The 19696-nt window shown below is 43.7% G+C and carries 16 protein-coding genes; 13 read left to right on the top strand and 3 right to left on the bottom strand.

Annotation, left to right across the window (positions count from 1 at the left end; genetic code table 11):
- The first annotated feature begins 433 nt into the window (after window positions 1-433).
- From AS194_RS02155 to AS194_RS02135, 5 genes are all read left to right on the top strand, one after another.
- Window positions 434-2110 carry a TolC family protein gene (locus tag AS194_RS02155; RefSeq protein ID WP_058023837.1) on the top strand — a complete coding sequence of 559 codons (1677 nt, stop codon included), beginning with the start codon at window positions 434-436 and terminating at the stop codon, window positions 2108-2110.
- Between the two features lie 166 nt (window positions 2111-2276).
- Complete coding sequence (locus tag AS194_RS02150; RefSeq protein WP_058023836.1) at window positions 2277-3143, top strand: YihY/virulence factor BrkB family protein; 867 nt, start codon at window positions 2277-2279, stop codon at window positions 3141-3143.
- Between the two features lie 48 nt (window positions 3144-3191).
- Entirely contained in the window at window positions 3192-4391 is a 1200-nt protein-coding gene (locus AS194_RS02145) for an HlyD family secretion protein (protein ID WP_075107358.1), read from the top strand.
- Window positions 4392-4394: 3 nt separating this feature from the next.
- Window positions 4395-5705, top strand: a complete 1311-nt coding sequence (locus AS194_RS02140; protein ID WP_058023835.1) for an ABC transporter permease — start codon at window positions 4395-4397, stop codon at window positions 5703-5705.
- Window positions 5705-6895 (top strand): ABC transporter permease, encoded by a 1191-nt coding sequence (locus tag AS194_RS02135; RefSeq protein ID WP_058023834.1) that lies wholly within the window; start codon window positions 5705-5707, stop codon window positions 6893-6895. Before AS194_RS02140 ends, AS194_RS02135 begins: the two co-directional genes overlap by 1 nt.
- Before the next feature lie 104 nt (window positions 6896-6999).
- On the opposite strand, the gene sthA is transcribed toward AS194_RS02135, so the two are convergent.
- Together sthA and AS194_RS02125 are read right to left on the bottom strand one after the other, a co-directional pair.
- The gene (gene sthA, locus AS194_RS02130; RefSeq protein WP_058023833.1) at window positions 7000-8649 is read right to left on the bottom strand and encodes a Si-specific NAD(P)(+) transhydrogenase; all 1650 of its coding nucleotides are present in this window, start codon (window positions 8647-8649) and stop codon (window positions 7000-7002) included.
- Window positions 8650-8807: 158 nt separating this feature from the next.
- On the bottom strand, window positions 8808-9704 hold the full coding sequence (locus AS194_RS02125) for a pyruvate, water dikinase regulatory protein (RefSeq protein ID WP_058023832.1): 897 nt from the start codon (window positions 9702-9704) through the stop codon (window positions 8808-8810).
- A gap of 596 nt (window positions 9705-10300) precedes the next feature.
- Between AS194_RS02125 and ppsA the strand changes: the two genes are divergently transcribed.
- The 8 genes from ppsA to AS194_RS02085 all read left to right on the top strand — a co-directional run bounded on the left by ppsA (window position 10301) and on the right by AS194_RS02085 (window position 18722).
- Window positions 10301-12682 (top strand): phosphoenolpyruvate synthase, encoded by a 2382-nt coding sequence (gene ppsA, locus AS194_RS02120; RefSeq protein WP_058023831.1) that lies wholly within the window; start codon window positions 10301-10303, stop codon window positions 12680-12682.
- A 114-nt stretch (window positions 12683-12796) separates the two neighbouring features.
- Window positions 12797-13777, top strand: coding sequence for an RDD family protein (locus AS194_RS02115; protein ID WP_058023830.1), 981 nt, complete (start codon window positions 12797-12799; stop codon window positions 13775-13777).
- A 265-nt stretch (window positions 13778-14042) separates the two neighbouring features.
- Entirely contained in the window at window positions 14043-14447 is a 405-nt protein-coding gene (rpsF, locus tag AS194_RS02110) for a 30S ribosomal protein S6 (protein ID WP_058023829.1), read from the top strand.
- 16 nt (window positions 14448-14463) lie between these two features.
- Window positions 14464-14694, top strand: a complete 231-nt coding sequence (gene rpsR / locus AS194_RS02105; protein WP_010198808.1) for a 30S ribosomal protein S18 — start codon at window positions 14464-14466, stop codon at window positions 14692-14694.
- 20 nt (window positions 14695-14714) lie between these two features.
- Window positions 14715-15221, top strand: a complete 507-nt coding sequence (rplI, locus tag AS194_RS02100; protein ID WP_058023828.1) for a 50S ribosomal protein L9 — start codon at window positions 14715-14717, stop codon at window positions 15219-15221.
- A 321-nt stretch (window positions 15222-15542) separates the two neighbouring features.
- Window positions 15543-15782, top strand: a complete 240-nt coding sequence (locus tag AS194_RS02095) for a hypothetical protein (protein ID WP_058023827.1) — start codon at window positions 15543-15545, stop codon at window positions 15780-15782.
- Between the two features lie 332 nt (window positions 15783-16114).
- Complete coding sequence (locus AS194_RS02090; RefSeq protein ID WP_152978584.1) at window positions 16115-17473, top strand: GntP family permease; 1359 nt, start codon at window positions 16115-16117, stop codon at window positions 17471-17473.
- Window positions 17474-17585: 112 nt separating this feature from the next.
- Window positions 17586-18722, top strand: coding sequence for a glycerate kinase (locus AS194_RS02085; RefSeq protein WP_058023825.1), 1137 nt, complete (start codon window positions 17586-17588; stop codon window positions 18720-18722).
- Between the two features lie 95 nt (window positions 18723-18817).
- Here AS194_RS02085 and AS194_RS02080 read toward each other — a convergent pair whose 3' ends face one another.
- On the bottom strand, window positions 18818-19687 hold the full coding sequence (locus tag AS194_RS02080; RefSeq protein WP_058023824.1) for a LysR family transcriptional regulator: 870 nt from the start codon (window positions 19685-19687) through the stop codon (window positions 18818-18820).
- Between the last annotated feature and the right edge of the window lie 9 nt (window positions 19688-19696).

Below are 19696 nucleotides of genomic sequence, written 5' to 3'. Positions count from 1 at the left end.
GTCGAATGTTCAACACGCCCTAATGATAAAAATAACAGCACGTTAATTTAAATTGGTTAACTCTAAGACGTCTTATTCGCTATGATGTTACTTATAAACGAATATTTAAAAAACAGCTCAAACCTCTATCATACCGCTAGGGATGACACAATAGAGAATAGCAGAATACTGAGCATTGACCCGTCACCATTGTGGCTATACAGTGTACGCCTTATTTTGAATGATACGTTTTTAGCGCTTTCGTATTAGCACGCACTTTATTAAAAAGCATTCTGATATTTCAGTACAAATACTTTATTTCAGCATCATTTATTCGCTTGCTAGCAAATCGTTTATAATAGTATGACCGCTTTATATTCTGAGCGATAAAATCTATTGATGATGTCCGTTATTTTATAATACCTTACATTCTAATTAATGGCTTATGTGACTTATGAAATTCACTTTATCAGCGCTACCGACTGCTATGATGACAGTTGCACTCATGAGCGGCCCTATAGTGACTTATGCGAGCACGGGCTCAGATAATATAGAATCATCAGATGACATGACACCGGTGACTGTGACAAAAATTGTGGATGCCGATGGTCAGATTAATAATCAGACAGCTCAGACAGCTCAGACAGCAATGGCACCTAGTCATACATTAGCAGAGACTCATGCTGAGCACAGTGCATTAAACACCCTTATCGATCCAATCACACACAAAGCCGTGGATAATAGCTATCCATTAGAAGTCTCTAGCTTTTTAAGCCTAGAACAAGCGCAAAAGCTTTTGGTTCAAGTCTCGCCCAAAATAGCGGCCAATCAAGCAGCCATCGCTGCCAGCGAATACCAAACTGACGCCCTCAGAACCATCGACAACCCCCTCGTATTTGCGCGCGTCTCTGCCAGTGCTTACCATCTTGATGAGGATATAGATCTATCGTCTCTTAGAAACGGTATCGTCAACGAAGTAAATAATACCGTCGATAACGCGGTTCCTCCGATTGCAGACCTGCCAGATTTACCAAACTTTGGGGAGTTGGTCGGTGAGCGAATTCCAGACTCTTATAATATTAAGCGCTCAGGATCGACGACGGGCGCAGGTCTTGGTGTGGTCTGGCCTATTTATACAGCTGGACGTACGGACGCATTGACTGGCGCCTCAGATGCACGCACACAAGAAGCAGTCGCCGATAGCATCCTTGATAAAAACGAGCTCTATAATACGTTAATTGAACGGTATTTTAAGGCCCAATTGGCGATCATTGCCGCTTACTTACGTGAGGATGCTTACGATACCTTGCAGCAAACGGATCATATGGCAGAACGCTTGTTTGAAGAAGGCTTTATTTCGCGCGTCGATAGACTAGAAGCACAGTCTGCGCTTGCCGATGCCAAAAGCGAATCCGTCAATGCCAATAATGACGCGCGCTTAGCCATGATTGCGCTACAGCGATTGCTACGTACTGATTACCGTATTAAGCCGACAACGCCATTATTTGTCTCTAGCCGTCCCCTACCGGATGTTAGCTATTTTCAGGATTTGGCACTGAATAATCATCCAGGATTACAAAAGGTCGCCGCCAAACGCGCGCAGGCTCAGCAGTTGCATGCATTATCAGATACTGGCTACAAGCCGACAGTCTTGCTATATGGTTATGGTCAGCTCGAAAAAGACCCAAGCTGGGTCGCTGGTATCTCTGCCAGTTGGAAGCTATGGGGCGGACTGGATAAAACCGCGTCATTGGCATCAAGCAATGCTCAAATACGTCAAGCAGATCTTTCTGAGATTGAAGTCAGCGACAACTTGCTACTGCTGGTAGAAAAAAACTGGCACGATGTTAATAATGCTCAATCACGCTATCAAGCGCTACAAAGTAACGTTGATTTGGCTGCAGAAGTGTTAAGATTACGCCGCTTAGGACTACAAGAAGGCGTGAATACCACAGTCGATGTGGTACAAGCACAAACGCAATCGCTCAAAGCACGTACTGAGCAAGCGCAAGCTGCCAACAGTTATGTACAGTCATTGGCCGCACTCATGCAAAGCTGCGGTACGCCACTTGCTTTTAACGCTTATCTTAATGCCGCTGATATCCAGCTGCCGACTTTGTACACTGAATGATGATTGTATATGAAAGCTTATAAAGTATACGAATAAGCGCTATGTCGTCGTTTCAACTTTTAAGTGTTATAAGGCTAATGAGCGAATATATATACCAAATCAGCATGACGCTATCAAAAAATAACGCTCAATAAACCATACTATAACTATAGTGAATCACTGTTTTATGAAAAAACCAACGTCCAAATCGATAAATAATTGGCTACAAACTTTGCTACAAACGTGGCCTATTGCGAATACCACTAATGTTTGGGCACATTGCGCCAGTGTCGGATTTTTTGGTTTTTTATCCATCTTTCCAGCAATGGCGGTATTTGTGCTGATTTATGGTCTCGTATTTTCACCCGTTGAGATGCAGGAGCATATCTCCATTTTGCGTCCGTTTATACCTGATACAGTGTACGAAGTCCTCAATTCGCGCCTGAGCGAGTTGGTCTCTAATACCAAAACCACGCTGACATTTAGTCTGATCATATCGACCTTACTTGCCCTTTATGCTGGCTCCAAAGGCATCAAATCTTTAATTGCCCTTGTCAATCTCGCTTTTCATATCACCCAAGAGCGCAGCTTTATACAGGGCACGATTCGAGCAGTGAGCCTGACCTTTGGTGCAGTAGTCGTCTTGATAATAGCGGTGTCTTCTATTGCTATTATCCCTGTAGCAGCGAATTACTTCCCCTTCCCTCAAGTGGCTGAAACGGTTGCACTGTGGGTCAGATGGCCTGTATTGGCGGGTATTATCTTTTTAAGCTTTTTAAGTCTTTATCGTCTCGCGCCAAATCGCGATGCCGTTGCACTAAAAAAACTGGTACCAGGAGCAACGCTCGCGACCATTCTTTGGATTATATTGTCCGTACTGTTTTCGATTTATGTGCAAAACTTCAACAACTATAGTGCTGAATTTGGGGCGCTATCAGCGGCGGTGGTCATTATGCTTTGGCTGTATTATTCAGCCTTTATCGTCGCTTTTGGTGCGATTTTTAATTCTGAAGCCATAGACAATGCCAAACCTTATGCTGTTCGAGTGTACTAATCATAAATCCTTTGTTCTCAACTTTGCTGCTTTAGGAATCACACCGTCATGACTGAATTTCCAAACGAATCAGACAACTCAAATAAATCAGTTGATTCAAACGAGTCAGTGACCTCTCAAGATACAAAAGCCTCCGTCGATCCAGTAGAAAATGTATCTAGTGGGTCTGACGTTCCAGAGCAATCTGTACCCGCTTATAGTCGTGGCAACGCAAAAGCTGATAAATCTGCTCGTATGAAAAAGATATTGCTCGTACTGTTTGTATTAGGTGTTCTTGGCGCAATTGCATACGGTTTATATAAAAGCAATCAGCATAATGAACCAGAAGTCATTACCCTCCAAGGTCAAATGCAGATGCAGCAAACCTCTATCGCTGCAAAGGTAGCAGGCCGCATTGCTAACATTATGGTGACAGAAGGTGATACGGTTACGGTGGGTCAACAACTCATTGAGATGGATTCGCCTGAGATTAACGCCAAGATCAATCAAGCACGTGCTGGTAAGCAAATCGCACAAAGTCAATTGGACAAAGCAGAAAACGGGGCACGCCCGCAAGAGATCGCTCAAGCCAAAGCCGCTTGGCAAGCCAATAAAGCCGCGTCTGATTTGGCAGAAAACACCTATCAGCGTGTCAATCGTCTGTATGAAGAAGGATTGATGGCACGGCAAAAACGCGATGAGGCTTATGCCCAATACCTAGCCACTCAAGACCAAACTGAAGCCGCACGTTTGCAATACGATTTGGCATTAGAAGGTGCTCGCAGTGAAGACAAATCAGCGGCTACCGCTCAAGTCGCACAAGTTGATGCCCAGCTAGATGAAGCACTGGCAGCAAAAGAAGAGGCCAATCTAAAGAGCCCTATCGCTGGTGTTGTGGACAATGTCATCGTTAGTGCTGGAGAAGTCATCGGTCAAGGCGTTCCTTTGCTGACGTTGGTGGATACCAATGACCAATGGGTAGTGCTCAATGTCACTGAGTCGTATTTAAACCAGTTCGCTATCGGTCAGACATTTACAGGTACTATTCCCGCATTATCATCAGCAGATAAGCCTTATAGCAAGCAGTTTACTGTTTATGCGACATCGACCTTATCTGATTTTGCCACTTGGCGACCAACCAACAATGATGATGGTTTTGATGTGCGTACCTTTGAGGTCAAAGCACGACCATCTACGCCTGATACTCGCATTCGCTCAGGAATGAGTGTGGTTGTGCATATTAATCCTATCAATCAGAACCAAGAGTAGGCCATGCACTTGACTAAGTTAAGTGAGGCTTTTTTACGTAGCGCCGCTTATGAGCGCCGTTTTTTAGCCAAAAACCATTGGGACCTTAGTATGGTGGTATGGATACCACTAGCCACAGTGCTGCTGATTTGGTGGATATTTTCACAGACTCAGATTACTGACTTACCCATTGGAGTGATCGATCAAGACAATAGTGCTGTTGCCAATACTACCGTACGTTACTTAGAAGCCAGTCCTACGCTTACGGTTAGACAGCTTTATTATTCACCAGCGGATGCAGAGGCTGCGATCTTGCAACGTGATATTTATGCGGTTGTCATCATTCCTGAAGACTTTTCGCGTAACATTTTATCTAACAAGCCTGCCCCTTTAATCCTACAAGTAAACGCCCAGTACGGTACGCACTCTGGCATTATTCAAACGGCTGTCCAAGCAGTCGCTAGCACCTTATCCGCAGGGGTAGAGATCAAGCGATTGGTAAAGCAAGGCGTAGGGCCGTCGCAAGCCATGACTGCTTACTCGCCTATCAGTACCCAGCGTATTAGTTTGTTCAATGCTGCAACCAATTATCAGCAGTTTTTGGCATCGACCGTCATACCTGCACTACTACATATATTAGCGATGGTCGTCGGGGCAACCACCATTGGTCGCGAGCTGCGCGATAAAAATATTGGTCACTGGTATCGCTTTATCAGTACAGGTACACCTGACTTAGCCTTGGTTAAATCCTCTAAAAAAGCAGCTGCGTTAAACACCACACAAGATAGCACCAACAACACTGCACCATCATCAGACTCAAAAATGCCCAATTCGGTGAGTATATCAGTATTGCTATCCGGTCTATTGGGTAAGTATTTTTGGCCAATATTGGCCTATAGCTTATGGTCGGCTTTGGTATTGTGGCTTGTAACGTCGAACCAAAATATAAGCATTGGGTCAATCATCGCAGTATATATCGGCCTATTGTGTTTGATGATACTGTCATTCTGGCTTGGTGCTATTTTTACTTTGAACTCCTTTTCACTGCGTATGGGTTTGTCAACCACTGGTTTTATTTCAGCGCCTTCTTATGCCTTTGCTGGTGTGACCTTTCCTTATATTGCGATTAGTGATAGCGCGCAATACTGGTCAAATGCATTGCCACTGACACATTACCTCAAGCTACATATTGCCCAGTTACAAATGCAAGCGCCGCTTGCTATATCCCTACCCATTGTCTATGGTTTAGCGGTTGCTACCATGATAGCCATGCTACTTGCAGCCTTATTAACCAAACGCGCATTGGCACATCCTGAACGTTGGGGAGCACGCTAATGTCCGCACAATCAAAGCTCAAGCGCAAAGAGCCTCAATCAGCCATCGCTCCAACATCTCAAACATTTTGGACAAGCTTTATTCAAACGTTCAAAGACGTTTTTGGGGATAAAGGCGTACTTTTGATGTTGATTATCGCCCCGATTATCTATGGGTTTTTCTATCCTTGGCCCTACTCAACTGAAGTGGTCAACCATGTACCAGTGGGTATTGTTGATCATGACAATAGTAACTTGTCGCGCACGCTCGCCCGTTATGCAAGTGCCAGTCCATATCTAGATACTGAGCACTTTATCAATGAACAAGCGGCCAAAGAAGCCATATGGTCCGATCAAATTGCAGGCTATATGGTGATTCCAAGCGGCCTTGAAGAACAAGTCATGTCAGGACAGCAAGCGTATGTTAGCGTCCTCGGCAATGGCGGCTACTTTATTTTAAATAAGAACGTCCAACTGGGATTCTCTAAAGCAGTTGGTACCGTATCAGTGGGGATCAAGGTAAAGAAAGATATCGCGAAAGGCGCTTATGCACCTACCGCAGCACAGAGCGCTCAAGCAGTACCACTACAAATCATGCCACTTTATAATCAAACTGAAGGCTACGGTGCCTACGTCGTACCAGCCGTCTCCGTCATTATCTTACAACAGACACTATTGATGGCAACCGCCATGCTGATTGGCACTTGGTATGAGCAGCGGCGTCATGCGACGAGTATACGTGGCTGGCTAGGACGTATCACAGCGCTGAGCACGCTAAGCTTTATCATTGGCTGTTTTTATTATGGTTGGGCGTTTGAGCTACATCATTATCCACGTGGGCAAAATATGCTTGGAACGCTATTGTTTTTAGCACTGTTTTGTCCGACAGTCGCAACGCTCGGCTGTGTACTTGGGCTATGGTTCCGGCAGCGTGAGCGCAGTATGCAGATCTTAATCTTTATCTCCCTACCGATATTTTTCTTGAGCGGCTATCCATGGCCAGCAGACCAGTTGCCCCAAGTTTTGCAAGTAATACGCTGGATCGTACCAACTACCCCTGCGATCAACACCTCTGTACAGCTTAACCAAATGGGTGCCAGTATCTCTCAAGTCGCTATAGGATTTTATGCGCTGGCTGGCTTGTGGTTGCTCTATTTTGTTTTATTGCTATTTTTACGCAAGCGTATTCCGCAAAAAAGAGCCTACTTATAAATCTTCAAATCAATTAAATCTATGAGCATAAAAAAAGCGCCTACTAACATTAGCAGGCGCTTTTTTATACATATAACACTTTTACTTTGAGTCATTTTTAAACATTAAAATACTCGGTTCAAACCGTTAAGCGCAGCCACACGGTATGCTTCTGCCATCGTTGGATAGTTAAAGGTCGTATTTACAAAGTACTCAAGCGTATTGTTGCTCTTACACTTCATCACAGCCTGACCGATATGAATAATCTCCGAAGCGTGGTTCCCGTAGCAATGAATGCCTAAAATCTCCAACGTATCACGATGGAACAATATCTTTAGGACACCCGAGCGTTCACCAATAATTTGGGCACGTGCCAGATGTTTAAAGAACGCTTGACCCACTTCATACGGAACTTTCTCATCTGTTAGCTCCTGCTCTGTTTTACCGATACAAGAGATTTCAGGAATGGTATAGATACCAGTCGGTACACTAGATACTGGTTCCGCATCACTGTCACCAACCATAAATGCAGCGGCACAGCGACCTTGATCGTAAGCAGCTGAGGCTAGTGATGGCCAACCGATGACATCACCAGCAGCATAAATATTATCAATACCAGTACAATAAGTATCATCTACTTTTAGCTGACCACGGCTATTTGCTTTTAGTCCAATGGCGTCTAAATTCAGGCCTTCTGTATTACCTGAGCGACCATTTGACCAAAGAATGGCGTCAGATTTGATGCGCTTGCCACTTTTCAGGTGGAGCACCACATAGTCATCATGGGTCTCAAGATGATCAATCTCTTCATTACTACGGATAAGGACACCGAACTGTCTAAAGTCATGCGCGATCGCATCACTGATTTCGCTGTCTAAATAGTTGAGCAGCTGGTCTTGGTTGTTGATTAAATCAACCTTGTAGCCAAGACCCGTAAAGATAGACGCATACTCACAGCCAATCACCCCTGCACCATAGATGATGATTTTTTTGACCACATAATCCATTTGCAAGATTTTGTCAGAGTCAAAAACGCGTGGATGGTTAAAGTCTAAAATATCAGGACGGTAAGGGCGACTACCGACAGTAATGATGGCTTTATTGAAAGTAATAGTTTCGTAGACATTGTCGTCGACTTCAATGCGCAGCGTATGAGCGTCAATAAAACTTGCCCAACCTTGAATAACTTCGATACGGTTGCGCTCATAAAAACGGGTATGCGTACTGACTTGACGACGGATTACTTGACGCGCCTTAGCCAATACTTCATTTAGCGGAACTTGCTTATACTCCATCGCTTTGGTAAACATCGGGTCGCGACGGAAGTTAATTAAGTTAAATACTGATTGGCGCAATGCTTTACTAGGAATTGTACCGACGTGAGTAGAGTTACCTCCTACTTGATCACGCGGATCGACGACGACCACTCTTTTACCAGATTTGGTCAGCTTCATGGCAGCGGCTTCACCAGCAGGACCTGCACCTAAAACCACCGCATCATACTCATACTCGTGATCGTCACTTTTTAGTCGACGAGAATCTTTGGTAAATCCAGATTTGATATCAATACGAGTGTCATCAAGCGGGTTGATGAGATCAGGGTAATGCATGATATCTTCAGTGACCTGCTCATGAGTCTGCTCGATTTTCTGTTTTGTGTCTTTACCTTCAGTATGCTCAGGATTGGGCGAACGACCATTAGTTTTATTCGATACTTCAGTATGGACGTCTTTACCAGTATCATTGGTTGCGTCACTTATATTCTTACTTACCATCATGTCCTCTTTGTGTATTGTTTGCTCTATTAATATCTATGTGCACGAGTTAATATTTTTAATATCCAAGCAGCTTAGTAAAGTTGTATTCACCATAAGGCATGAATATACTTTTTACAAACTTGATGACGATTACATATTATAAAATTAATAGTCCATTACCCAATGCGGCGTTTAAGACCTGTCATCTGTAATATACGCGTGGCGATTTCTTCAACAGACATCTCTGATACATCTAAGCTTGGGATACCATGTGTGATATAAATTCCTTGTATCGCGCGCTGTTCTTGCTGGCATTGCTGATAACTTGAGTAACGACTGCCCGCACGGCGCTCTTGGCGTATTTTTACCAAGCGATCGGTGTCAATGAGCAGGCCAAACAGTTTGTCTTTATGCTCACGTAGTGCTTTTGGTAGTTGATTGTCGTATAGGTCATCTTCGGTCAGAGGATAGTTAGCCGCTCGAATACCGAATTGTAATGCTAAGTATAGAGAAGTCGGTGTCTTACCAGAGCGTGACACACCCACCAAGATAATATCGGCTGCATTATAATGACGAGTACGCGCGCCATCATCGTTGTCTAAGGCGAAATGGACCGCATCGATACGCTCTTTGTATGTCTCAGAATCAACATCATCATGCGCATGACCTGAATGACCATCTGGCTCTACACCAGTCTCTTCTGCAACACGGCCAATCAACCCCTCGTACATATCCAAATTACAGCTGTGTGCTGAATTGATTTTTTCACGAATCTCAGGATTGACGATCGTATCAAACACCAACGGCAACGACCCATCACGCTGATACGCCATGTTGATTTGCTCCACAGCATCGTCAGCACGCTCTAAGCTATCGACGTATGGCAACACTCTTGTCTCAAAAGGAACCGAGGCAAACTGACTCAAAATAGCGCGTCCGAGCGTCTCAGCCGTAATCGCGGTACCATCTGAGATAAAAAATGCCGTTCTGATGGCTTGTGAGCTGTCCAAGTTTAGCGCATGATGATTTTGGATAGTGGACTTGACTTGTTCAGATGGATTGCTTGAGTACATAACGTTGACACCTCGGTTGAAAACTCAATAATGATCTTCATTTCATTTTTAGTATTGATCTAATAGCATTTATCTAACTTTGGCTGCCTTATCTCTTTTAAATGCAGAACGATGGCAGCGCTGCTATTGCATATTTATATAGCCGTATGCATCACTTATCTATCCGCTACATTATACGCATATTAGCTTCTTAATAGAAATCAATGTTACAGGCGTACACTTAGCACCAACATTGTTTTTCATCTTGTCGTCATAGCCAATCCACCTCTCATCAAGGCGTTTTTTATGGCATTTCCTATATATAAACATAAGATTGAAACATAAATTATAGAAATACTCTAAATATGGCTTATTTGAATACGTCTATTTTATGCAGTAATTGGCTTTTGAAAGCGCATAACATCGTCACTAGCAATGAGATTTTTCATCTAAGTAAATACGAAACTTGATTAGACTGGCCTTACTCTGTGTAGCAAATCCTACAATTTGTGTATTTTTAACAAGTTTTTTGGTAAAACCCCTCGAATTCCTCCTAATATGGCGGTATAATTCACCGTTATAATCTTTACTAAATAACCTTATTTTCTGGAGTTATCATGGCAGCGCAATCTACAGCACTTGTAATCAATCTTGATCAGCTAGGAAAAGACGACATCGAAATGGTTGGTGGCAAGAATGCCTCACTTGGCGAGATGATCAGCCATCTTTCTGATTTAGGCGTTAGTGTTCCAGGCGGCTTTGCCACCACATCAAACGCATTCAATCGCTTTTTGACAGAAACAGGTTTACTAGAAAAAATCAACAACGAGCTAAACACATTGGATGTCAATGATGTTAACAAGCTTGCGGCGACTGGTAAAAAGATCCGTACTTGGATTATTGAGCAAGAATTGCCAAAAGATCTTGAGCAAGAAGTACGCGAATCATTTGAAACCATGAGCGGCGGCGAAGACATCGCTGTTGCGGTACGCTCTTCTGCGACTGCTGAAGATTTGCCAGATGCGTCATTTGCTGGTCAACAAGAAACCTTCTTGAACATTCGCGGTATTGATAACGTCCTAATTGCTATTAAAGAAGTATTTGCCTCTCTATATAATGACCGTGCAATCTCTTACCGTGTACACAAAGGTTTTGAGCACGAAGGCGTTGCATTGTCTGCTGCCGTACAGCGTATGGTACGTTCAGAGACTGGTGCGGCTGGTGTTATGTTCACGCTAGATACCGAAAGCGGTTTTGATCAAGTTGTCTTCATCACCTCAAGCTATGGCCTAGGTGAAATGGTTGTACAGGGCGCGGTTAACCCAGATGAATTCTACATCTCAAAACGTCTGCTAGCCGATGGTAAGCCTTCTGTTATCCGTCGTAACCTAGGCAGCAAACACAAGAAAATGGTTTATGGTGATGAAGGCAGCACCGCAAAATCAGTGAAAACGGTCGATGTTGAAAAACAAGATCGCATGCAGTTCTCTTTGACTACCGAAGAGCTGACCTCTCTTGCCAAGCAAGCGGTCACGATCGAGCAGCATTATGGCCACGCGATGGATATCGAATGGGCAAAAGACGGTGACAGCGGTGAAATCTTTATCGTTCAAGCACGTCCTGAAACCGTTAAGAGCCGTCAAGACAGCAATGTCATGGAGCGTTATGTCATCGACACGACTGGGGCAAAAGTATTGTGTGAAGGTCGTTCAATCGGTCAGCGCATCGGTTCAGGTAAAGTCCGTATCGTTACTCACCTAAACGAGATGGACAAAGTAGAAGAAGGCGATGTACTCGTATCAGACATGACTGATCCGGATTGGGAGCCAGTTATGAAGCGCGCTTCTGCTATCATCACCAACCGTGGTGGTCGTACCTGTCACGCAGCGATTATCGCGCGTGAGCTAGGTGTGCCAGCCATCGTTGGTTGTGGTAACGCCACTGAACTATTAATTGACGGTCAAGAAGTGACTGCGTCTTGTGCTGAAGGCGACACTGGTTTCATTTATGAAAGCCAAATTGATTTTGAAGTACAGACCAACTCGGTTGAGTCTATGCCAGAGCTTGCATTTAAAGTCATGATGAATGTTGGTAACCCTGATCGCGCCTTCTCATTCACCCAAATGCCAAACGAAGGTATTGGTCTTGCGCGTTTAGAGTTCATTATCAACCGTATGATTGGTGTGCATCCAAAAGCGCTGCTAAACATGAACAGCTTGCCACGTGAGATAGCGCAAGCCATTCAAGAGCGTATCGCAGGCTATGCCTCACCTGTTGACTTTTATGTTGATAAATTGGTTGAAGGTATCTCAACCCTAGCCGTTGCCTTTATGGATCAGCCAGTTATCGTTCGTATGTCAGATTTCAAATCAAACGAATATGCCAACTTACTTGGTGGTAAGCTGTACGAGCCATCAGAAGAAAACCCAATGCTTGGTTTCCGCGGCGCTAGCCGTTATGTCTCTGACAACTTCCGTGACTGTTTTGAGCTTGAGTGTAAAGCGCTAAAACGTGTTCGTGATGAGATGGGCTTAACCAACGTTGAGATTATGATTCCATTCGTCCGCACCACTGGCGAAGCGGCGCAAGTAATCGAGTTACTTGAGAAAAATGGTCTAAAACGCGGTGAAAATGGTCTACGCATCATCATGATGTGTGAGCTACCAACCAACGCACTATTAGCAGAAGAGTTCCTAGAGTACTTCGATGGTTTCTCAATCGGTTCTAACGATTTGACTCAGTTAACGCTTGGTCTTGACCGTGACTCAGGTATCGTCTCTCATCTATTTGATGAGCGTGACCCTGCGGTTAAGAAATTGCTCACTATGGCTATCGACGCTTGCCGTAAGCAAAACAAATATGTCGGCATCTGTGGTCAGGGCCCATCAGACCATCCAGATCTAGCGTTCTGGCTAATGGAGCAAGGTATCAGCTCAGTATCACTAAACCCTGATTCTGTGCTAGATACTTGGTTCTTCCTAGCTGGCGAAGAAAAGTAGACCGTTACGTTCAGTCGCAGCGGTCATTCACACAGTCATTAAAGATACCACTATTAGGGTCTATTTGATTTTTTCAAATAGACCCTAATATAATGTCTTAAGACATGACTAACTATGCAGGCAATTATGCAGATTTTCCTTGCTCGAAATAACGTACAAGCTGGTCCATACAATTTGGAACAGCTTAATATCATGCTGGCATCAGGCGAAGTATTGCTTGATGATTTAATCTGGCATGAAGGCTTAGATCAGTGGCAGCGCGTAGGAAATGTGACCAATAATCAAACGGTTTATCGACCGACTGGTGCTACTACTCCTGATGCGAATGATTCTATTATCAATAATGTGACCGTCTTCCCTGAAGATACCAGCAATACTAAAGATAATAATTCAGTATCATTAGATAGACTATATGGCAAGCCTGAACGTTCTAAAAATGTGAAGGCCGATATGACGACCAATCGTCATCAAACGCCGCACAACAATGTCTCATTAAACAAGTCGACTCTCAAAAAGGCTGTTGCAGACAATGATAAAGTTGTCGGCAACGTGGTACTTGCGCCAATCATGTCACGCGTATTGGCGACTGCGCTTAATGGGCTACTGTATGTATTGGCCATATTGCCATTAGTAATGGCATTGACCAAAATGGATGTGGACTATACCAAGTTTCAAAACATCCAAGATATGGATGCTGCCTATCAATATTCAATGTCGTTGATGGAAAGCATTCCAAGCAGTACGCTCATGATGTCGCAAGTCATGGTTTTTGGCTTGTTTGCACTGCAGCTGGTATTTATTACCATGCGTGGTCAATCCCTAGGCAAAGTAATCACTGGTATTCGGGTTGTGGATCAGACCACACATCGTCTACCCTCGTTTATCAAGCTGGTCGGTACACGTACGTTACTGTTGTTTATTATTTATAATTTACTGTTTTCGTTTACTAGCTTTTTGGGTTTTGTGATTATTGCTATCCATTATTACATGGCATCAAAGAGCCCTGAAAATATTGGTTGGCATGACAAGCTTGCCAAAACCTTAGTGGTCAAAGCAGACAGTAGCCAACTGGTAAAGAAATCAAAATCTGAGTAATATTTTATTCACTATATTGTTTCAGATAAAAACGCTGCGCAAGATCGCAGCATTTTTATTGAGTAACGCTTATTTTCCATCTTTTTATATCTTATTGGCAGTAGCTTAGTGATTAACCTTTGTGTTAATCGCCAAGTACTGTTATAATACGGCGCTTTATAAACTAAGCTTATTTCTTACTATATTTTTAAGAACTTGGGTTTACCTTATAAATCTCCTTGCTATTGACATAGGGTCAATAGCTACTAATCCGTAAGGAGTCATAATGCGACATTACGAACTGGTGTTACTTGTACACCCAGACCAAAGCGACCAAGTGGTCGGCATGGTTGAACGCTATATCAAGTTGGTTCAAGACAACGGTGGTGCTATCCATCGCCTTGAAGATTGGGGCCGCCGTCAATTGGCTTATCCAATCAACAAGATTCACAAAGCTCATTACGTTCTTTTCAACATCGAAACTGACGGCGAGACTTTGGCTGAACTTGAAGAATTATTCCGTTATAACGACGCGATCATTCGTAGTCTAGTTATGCGCCGTGACGAAGCTGTCACTGAAGAGTCGCAGTTAGCCAAGAATGCCGATGAAAAACGCGCACGCAAAGCAACTACTCGTCGTCCAGACAATCGTGAAAACGATAATGACGACAACGACAACAGTGAAGACTAATTAAAGGAGAATACTCATGGCACGTTTCTATCGCCGTCGCAAATTCTGCCGTTTCACTGCTGAAGGCATCACTCACATCGACTATAAAGATGTTGAATTGCTAAAACAGTACATTAGTGATAATGGCAAAATCGTACCAAGCCGTATTACCGGTACGTCTACTAAATATCAGCGTCAACTAGCGACTGCTATCAAGCAAGCTCGTTATTTATCGCTACTTCCATACACTGATAACCATCAAGGTTAACCGCTAACTAGGAATGACTCATGCAAATTATTTTGTTACAGCGTATCGTCAACCTTGGTAAACTCGGTGAAACTGTCGATGTAAAACCAGGTTACGGTCGTAACTTTCTTATCCCTCAAGGCCGCGCTCTACCTGCGACCAAAGCTAACATTGAAAAGTTCGAAGCACGTCGTGCTGAGCTTGAAGCTGAAGAAGCAAAAGAGATCGCTACTGCTCAAGAGCGTGCTGATGCACTAACTGACGTTAATGTTATCATGCGTGCGAAATCAGGTGACGAAGGCAAGCTATTTGGCTCTATCGGTACTCGCGATATCGCTGAAGCATTGACTAACTCAGGTCTAGAAGTTGACCGTGCTGAAATCAAGCTACCTGAAGGCACACTACGTCAAGTGGGCGAATACAATGTTGATATTCAGCTACACCATGACGTAACTGCTAGCATCTTAGTTACTATTCTTTCTGAAGATGGTAACAACGAAGATTCAGCTGACGAAGAAGAAGCTGACGAAGATTATTCTGAAGAGTAATCTTCTAGATAATTAGACTCAGTCTATAAAAAAGCCAGTGACCTTGTGTTGCTGGCTTTTTTTATGTCGATATTTTATACATGTGATCGTAATACTTTCGCATTACATCAGAGTTTTCTTGATGCCTTGTAAGTATCAATCGATTACTAAAAGCTGTATTCAATACTATTTGTCAGCATAATATCTTGCAGTAACCATTTGCAACAACTCACTTAAAAATGCTATACCAACCAACAAGATACTATCTATATAATTGTATTCGCCATAACGAGTAGAGTTCATGCTCTATTTTTATACTATTCATTGATAGAGTACTTTAATATGACCAGCACTGATGAAATAAACACTGACGATAAACTACTTTGTGTCAAAGGTAACGATTTCTATTCAGAGGGTGAGATCTATACGGTAGGTAGAATCGTAAATGACAAATACTTTCAGATACTGACCAGCGGCGATGATGATCACTGGTATGCAACGCTAGATGATAAAGGTATTTACGTAAGCTTCGATTCTATGATAGCTACTGACAATAAAGCGTTCTTCGATAAGATTGCTTAGATTGGAGTTTATATAAAAACTCATCTTGAACAAAAAAAATAAGCGATACCTTATAAAAGACTGGCCATCTATAGTGGTCAGTCTTTTTTTAGTGAAAAACCTTGGTTAAATGCGGTCTGAAAATCGAAAAAGCGATAACTCTGCAGGCATAAGAATGCCACTACTCTCATCAGAAAATGTTCATATCGCCATAACGAACAGCATCTCTTTGACAAATGTATTTCCTAGTGACCCCTATTTGCTATAAAATATGCCCCTTCAAAATTTCGTATCGTTATTGATGCCTGTTTGCGTGAATAACTCATTAAGATATAAACCATATTGAGACAGTGATGATTGTATTTTGGCTTGTGCTGACCATTCTTTTTATTATTTTCGCTACCGCAAAATTGAAGTGGCATCCTTTTTTAGTGTTGATTTTGTCCGCTTTTTTGGTCGCGCTATTTTATCAAGTACCACTTAATACGGTCGCAAAAACGATCTCTGATGGTTTCGGTGGTATTTTAGGCTATATCGGTCTTGTGATTGTGTTTGGTACGATTATTGGCTTAATCCTTGAAAAAACAGGGGCTGCTATTGTGATGGCAGAGTCAGTCATCAATGTATTGGGGCCGCGCTTCCCTACCTTGACCATGTCTATCGTCGGTGCAGTGGTTTCGGTGCCTGTATTTTGTGACTCTGGCTATATTATCTTGAACTCTCTAAAAGAGTCTTTGGCTGAGCGCTTACATGTATCAAGTGTCGCGATGAGTATTGCCTTGGCTACTGGTCTATACGCTACCCACACCTTTGTCCCGCCTACGCCAGGCCCAATCGCGGCGGCAGGTAACTTAGGTCTAGAGTCAAACTTAGGTTTGGTCATCATGGTTGGTGTGGTCGTGACTGCAGTTGCTGTACTGGCTGGTTGGTGGTGGTCGAATCGCTTTCTTAACGCTACGCCTGATAATATCAATGCCACAGATGCTCAAGCAGCGACCCTACCTGAAGGCATAAAAACACGCGATGACTACAGCAAACTGCCTTCAGCAACAATGGCGTTTTTACCTATCATTGTGCCTATCATATTAATCTGCCTGTCGTCGGTTGCCAATTTCCCAAGTGCGCCGTTCGGTAGTGGTACACTAGCAGAGATTTTAATATTCATCGGTAACCCATTGACTGCATTGTTGATTGGTTTGTTTTTATCGTTTTTCTTGATTAATTCAGAGCAAAAAACGCAGCAAATCAGTGACAGTATCTCACAAGGCTTGGTAGTAGCAGCCCCTATCCTACTGATCACTGGTGCTGGTGGCGCATTTGGCGCCATGCTAAAAGTCACACCAATCGGTGATTATCTAGGTTCAACGTTATCGGCCTTGGGTTTAGGTATCTTTATGCCATTTATCGTCTCTGCCGCGCTAAAAACAGCACAAGGCTCAACCACGGTCGCATTGGTCACAACCTCTGCAATGGTTGCCCCACTGTTGAACCAAATTGGCTTGGACAGTGAGCTTGGCCGTGTATTCTGCGTGATGGCAATTGGTGCCGGTGCCATGACCATCTCACATGCCAATGACAGCTTCTTTTGGATCGTGAGCCAGTTTAGTCGCATGAGCGTGGCACAAGCGTACAAAGCGCACTCAATGGCCACTGGTATCCAAGGTGTGACTAGCATCGTATTCATCTGGTTGTTAACCCTAGTGTTTATCTAGTTCATGAGATTGGGTACGTATACATACGTTTATTTGATTATTGCTAAGTAAACGTTTTAAAACACGACACTATTGCGATGATCGTGTCTTTAAGATATTCAAAGAGAGCCATATGAAAATTTTGATCGCCCCTGACTCGTTTAAAGAAAGCCTAGAAGCACTGGACGTGTGCCATGCTATTCAATCTGGCTTTAGTCAAGTATTTCCAGATGCTGACTATAAGCTGTTGCCAATGGCCGATGGCGGTGAAGGCACCTCAGCGGTATTGTCTTATGTCTTGGGTGGGCGCTGGAAAGAAGTCAGAGTGCATGATCCATTGATGAGACCGATTACGGCAAAGTATCTATTATTGCCTGACGCGACGGCGGTTATTGAAGTGGCCCAAGCCTGCGGGTTGCATTTATTGACAGCCGATGAGCGTAATCCTATCGTTGCTAGCACTTATGGCGTTGGGGAGCTGATCGAAGATGCGTTAGCAGAAGGTGCTAAGCGTATTGTCATTGGTCTGGGCGGTAGCGCAACCAATGATGCAGGCCTTGGCATGCTAATGGCGTTAGGCATGACATTTCATGATATCAATGACAGTCTGCTCACTCATGGTGGTGGCGCACTTGCCAGCCTACATAAACTCGATAATACTAACCTTCATACAAAGATATCAGACACGGTATTTGAAGTTGCTTGTGATGTGACCAATCCGCTCTGTGGTCTGCTTGGGGCCAGCGCCGTGTTTGGCCCGCAAAAAGGTGCTTGTCCAGAACAAGTCAATACTTTGGATAAAGCGCTCAGTCACTTCGCGACCATATGTGGACAGCATGGCTATGAAGACTGTCAACACGTTGCAGGCGCTGGCGCGGCAGGCGGTCTTGGCTATGCGATGATGACGTTCTTTGACGCTCAGCTAAAGTCAGGCTTTGATACGGTTGCCGAAGTGGCTCACCTGTCACAGCATATCGCAGAGGCTGATCTTGTCATCACAGGTGAAGGCAAGCTCGATGCACAAACCGCCATGGGTAAGGTCGCTGGTGGTATCAGTCAAATTGCTCAGGCCAGCCGTACCCCAGTCATCGCTATCTGCGGCAGTGTTGACGGACTAAAACCTGCTCAGACCAGTCAGTTCAATGTTGTGATGCCAAGTATCCAAAAAGTAGACACGATCGATAACGTATTAGGCTCCGCTTACAACAACATTGAAACGACTGCTGCTAATATCGCTGCAAGTATCAAACTTGGGCAGACTTTGAGATAGTCGCAATCTATCAATGAACCTTCTTCACTAAATGCACAGTTATCAAACCCTTTATTAATCCTTTGTTAGCTGTACATTTATCACTCTCAACATATCTATAGCCATTTTTTTACTTCATTAATGACCGTATGCATTCTATTGGCGGGCGCCTGTTGTCGTCTGACTGCCAGATATAGCGTTTCGCTAACAGCAACTGGTAAATGATGACTATTAATCAGCTCAGGCTTTGGATAAGCAGCAACTGCATGTGCTGGCAAGACAGTAAAACCTATTCCCCTGCTGACGGGCTCTAAAATTAGACCAATCTGATTAGAGAAGCCTTTTTTCTCAAAATCATTGATATGCTGGAATTGCTCATAATTGGCAGTCAGTAGCATGCCTGCATGATGGGCACCATCCGGATGATCGATAAATCCAAGTGCCATAAGCTGCTCCCAGCTCGGCTCTACTGTAGTCGCAGGTGTCACTAGTATCAATGCTTCTTGAGCCATAGGCTTGCAGCTAATCGTTTCATCATCTGAGATATCCGTCATAAAACCAATATCGATCTCGTGATTTGCCAATGCCTGCTCAATATCAGCATTGGGGGCAAAGCGATAATCAATCACTAGCTTTGGGTGCTGTTGTTGTAAGGTCAAAAGCTGCGGGTATAGCTTAAGTCCCACACTACCCGGTGACATCAACCGTACTAGCCCTTCGTAAGGCGGATCTTCACCGATGCGCTGCTCTAAATTTGATAATCGCTGCAATATCTCGCCTGCCTCCCTATAGAGCTGCTCACCTGCATTGGTCAATGAGAACTGCTTTCCTTGTCGAATTAACAAATCTGTGTCCAGCTGCTCTTCTAGCTTACGTATGTGTTGGCTCACACCGGACTGTGTCATATATAGACGTTCAGCCGTGCGAGTAAAGTGCCCAACTTCGGCAAGCGTACAAAAAGTTCGTAGCCATGTGACATTAATCATTACGTTTTA

It is taken from the genome of Psychrobacter piscatorii (assembly GCF_001444505.1).
Taxonomy (GTDB): Bacteria; Pseudomonadota; Gammaproteobacteria; order Pseudomonadales; family Moraxellaceae; genus Psychrobacter; species Psychrobacter piscatorii_B.
Note: the sequence above shows the minus strand (reverse complement) of the source record. Positions and strands in the feature narration are given on the sequence as shown.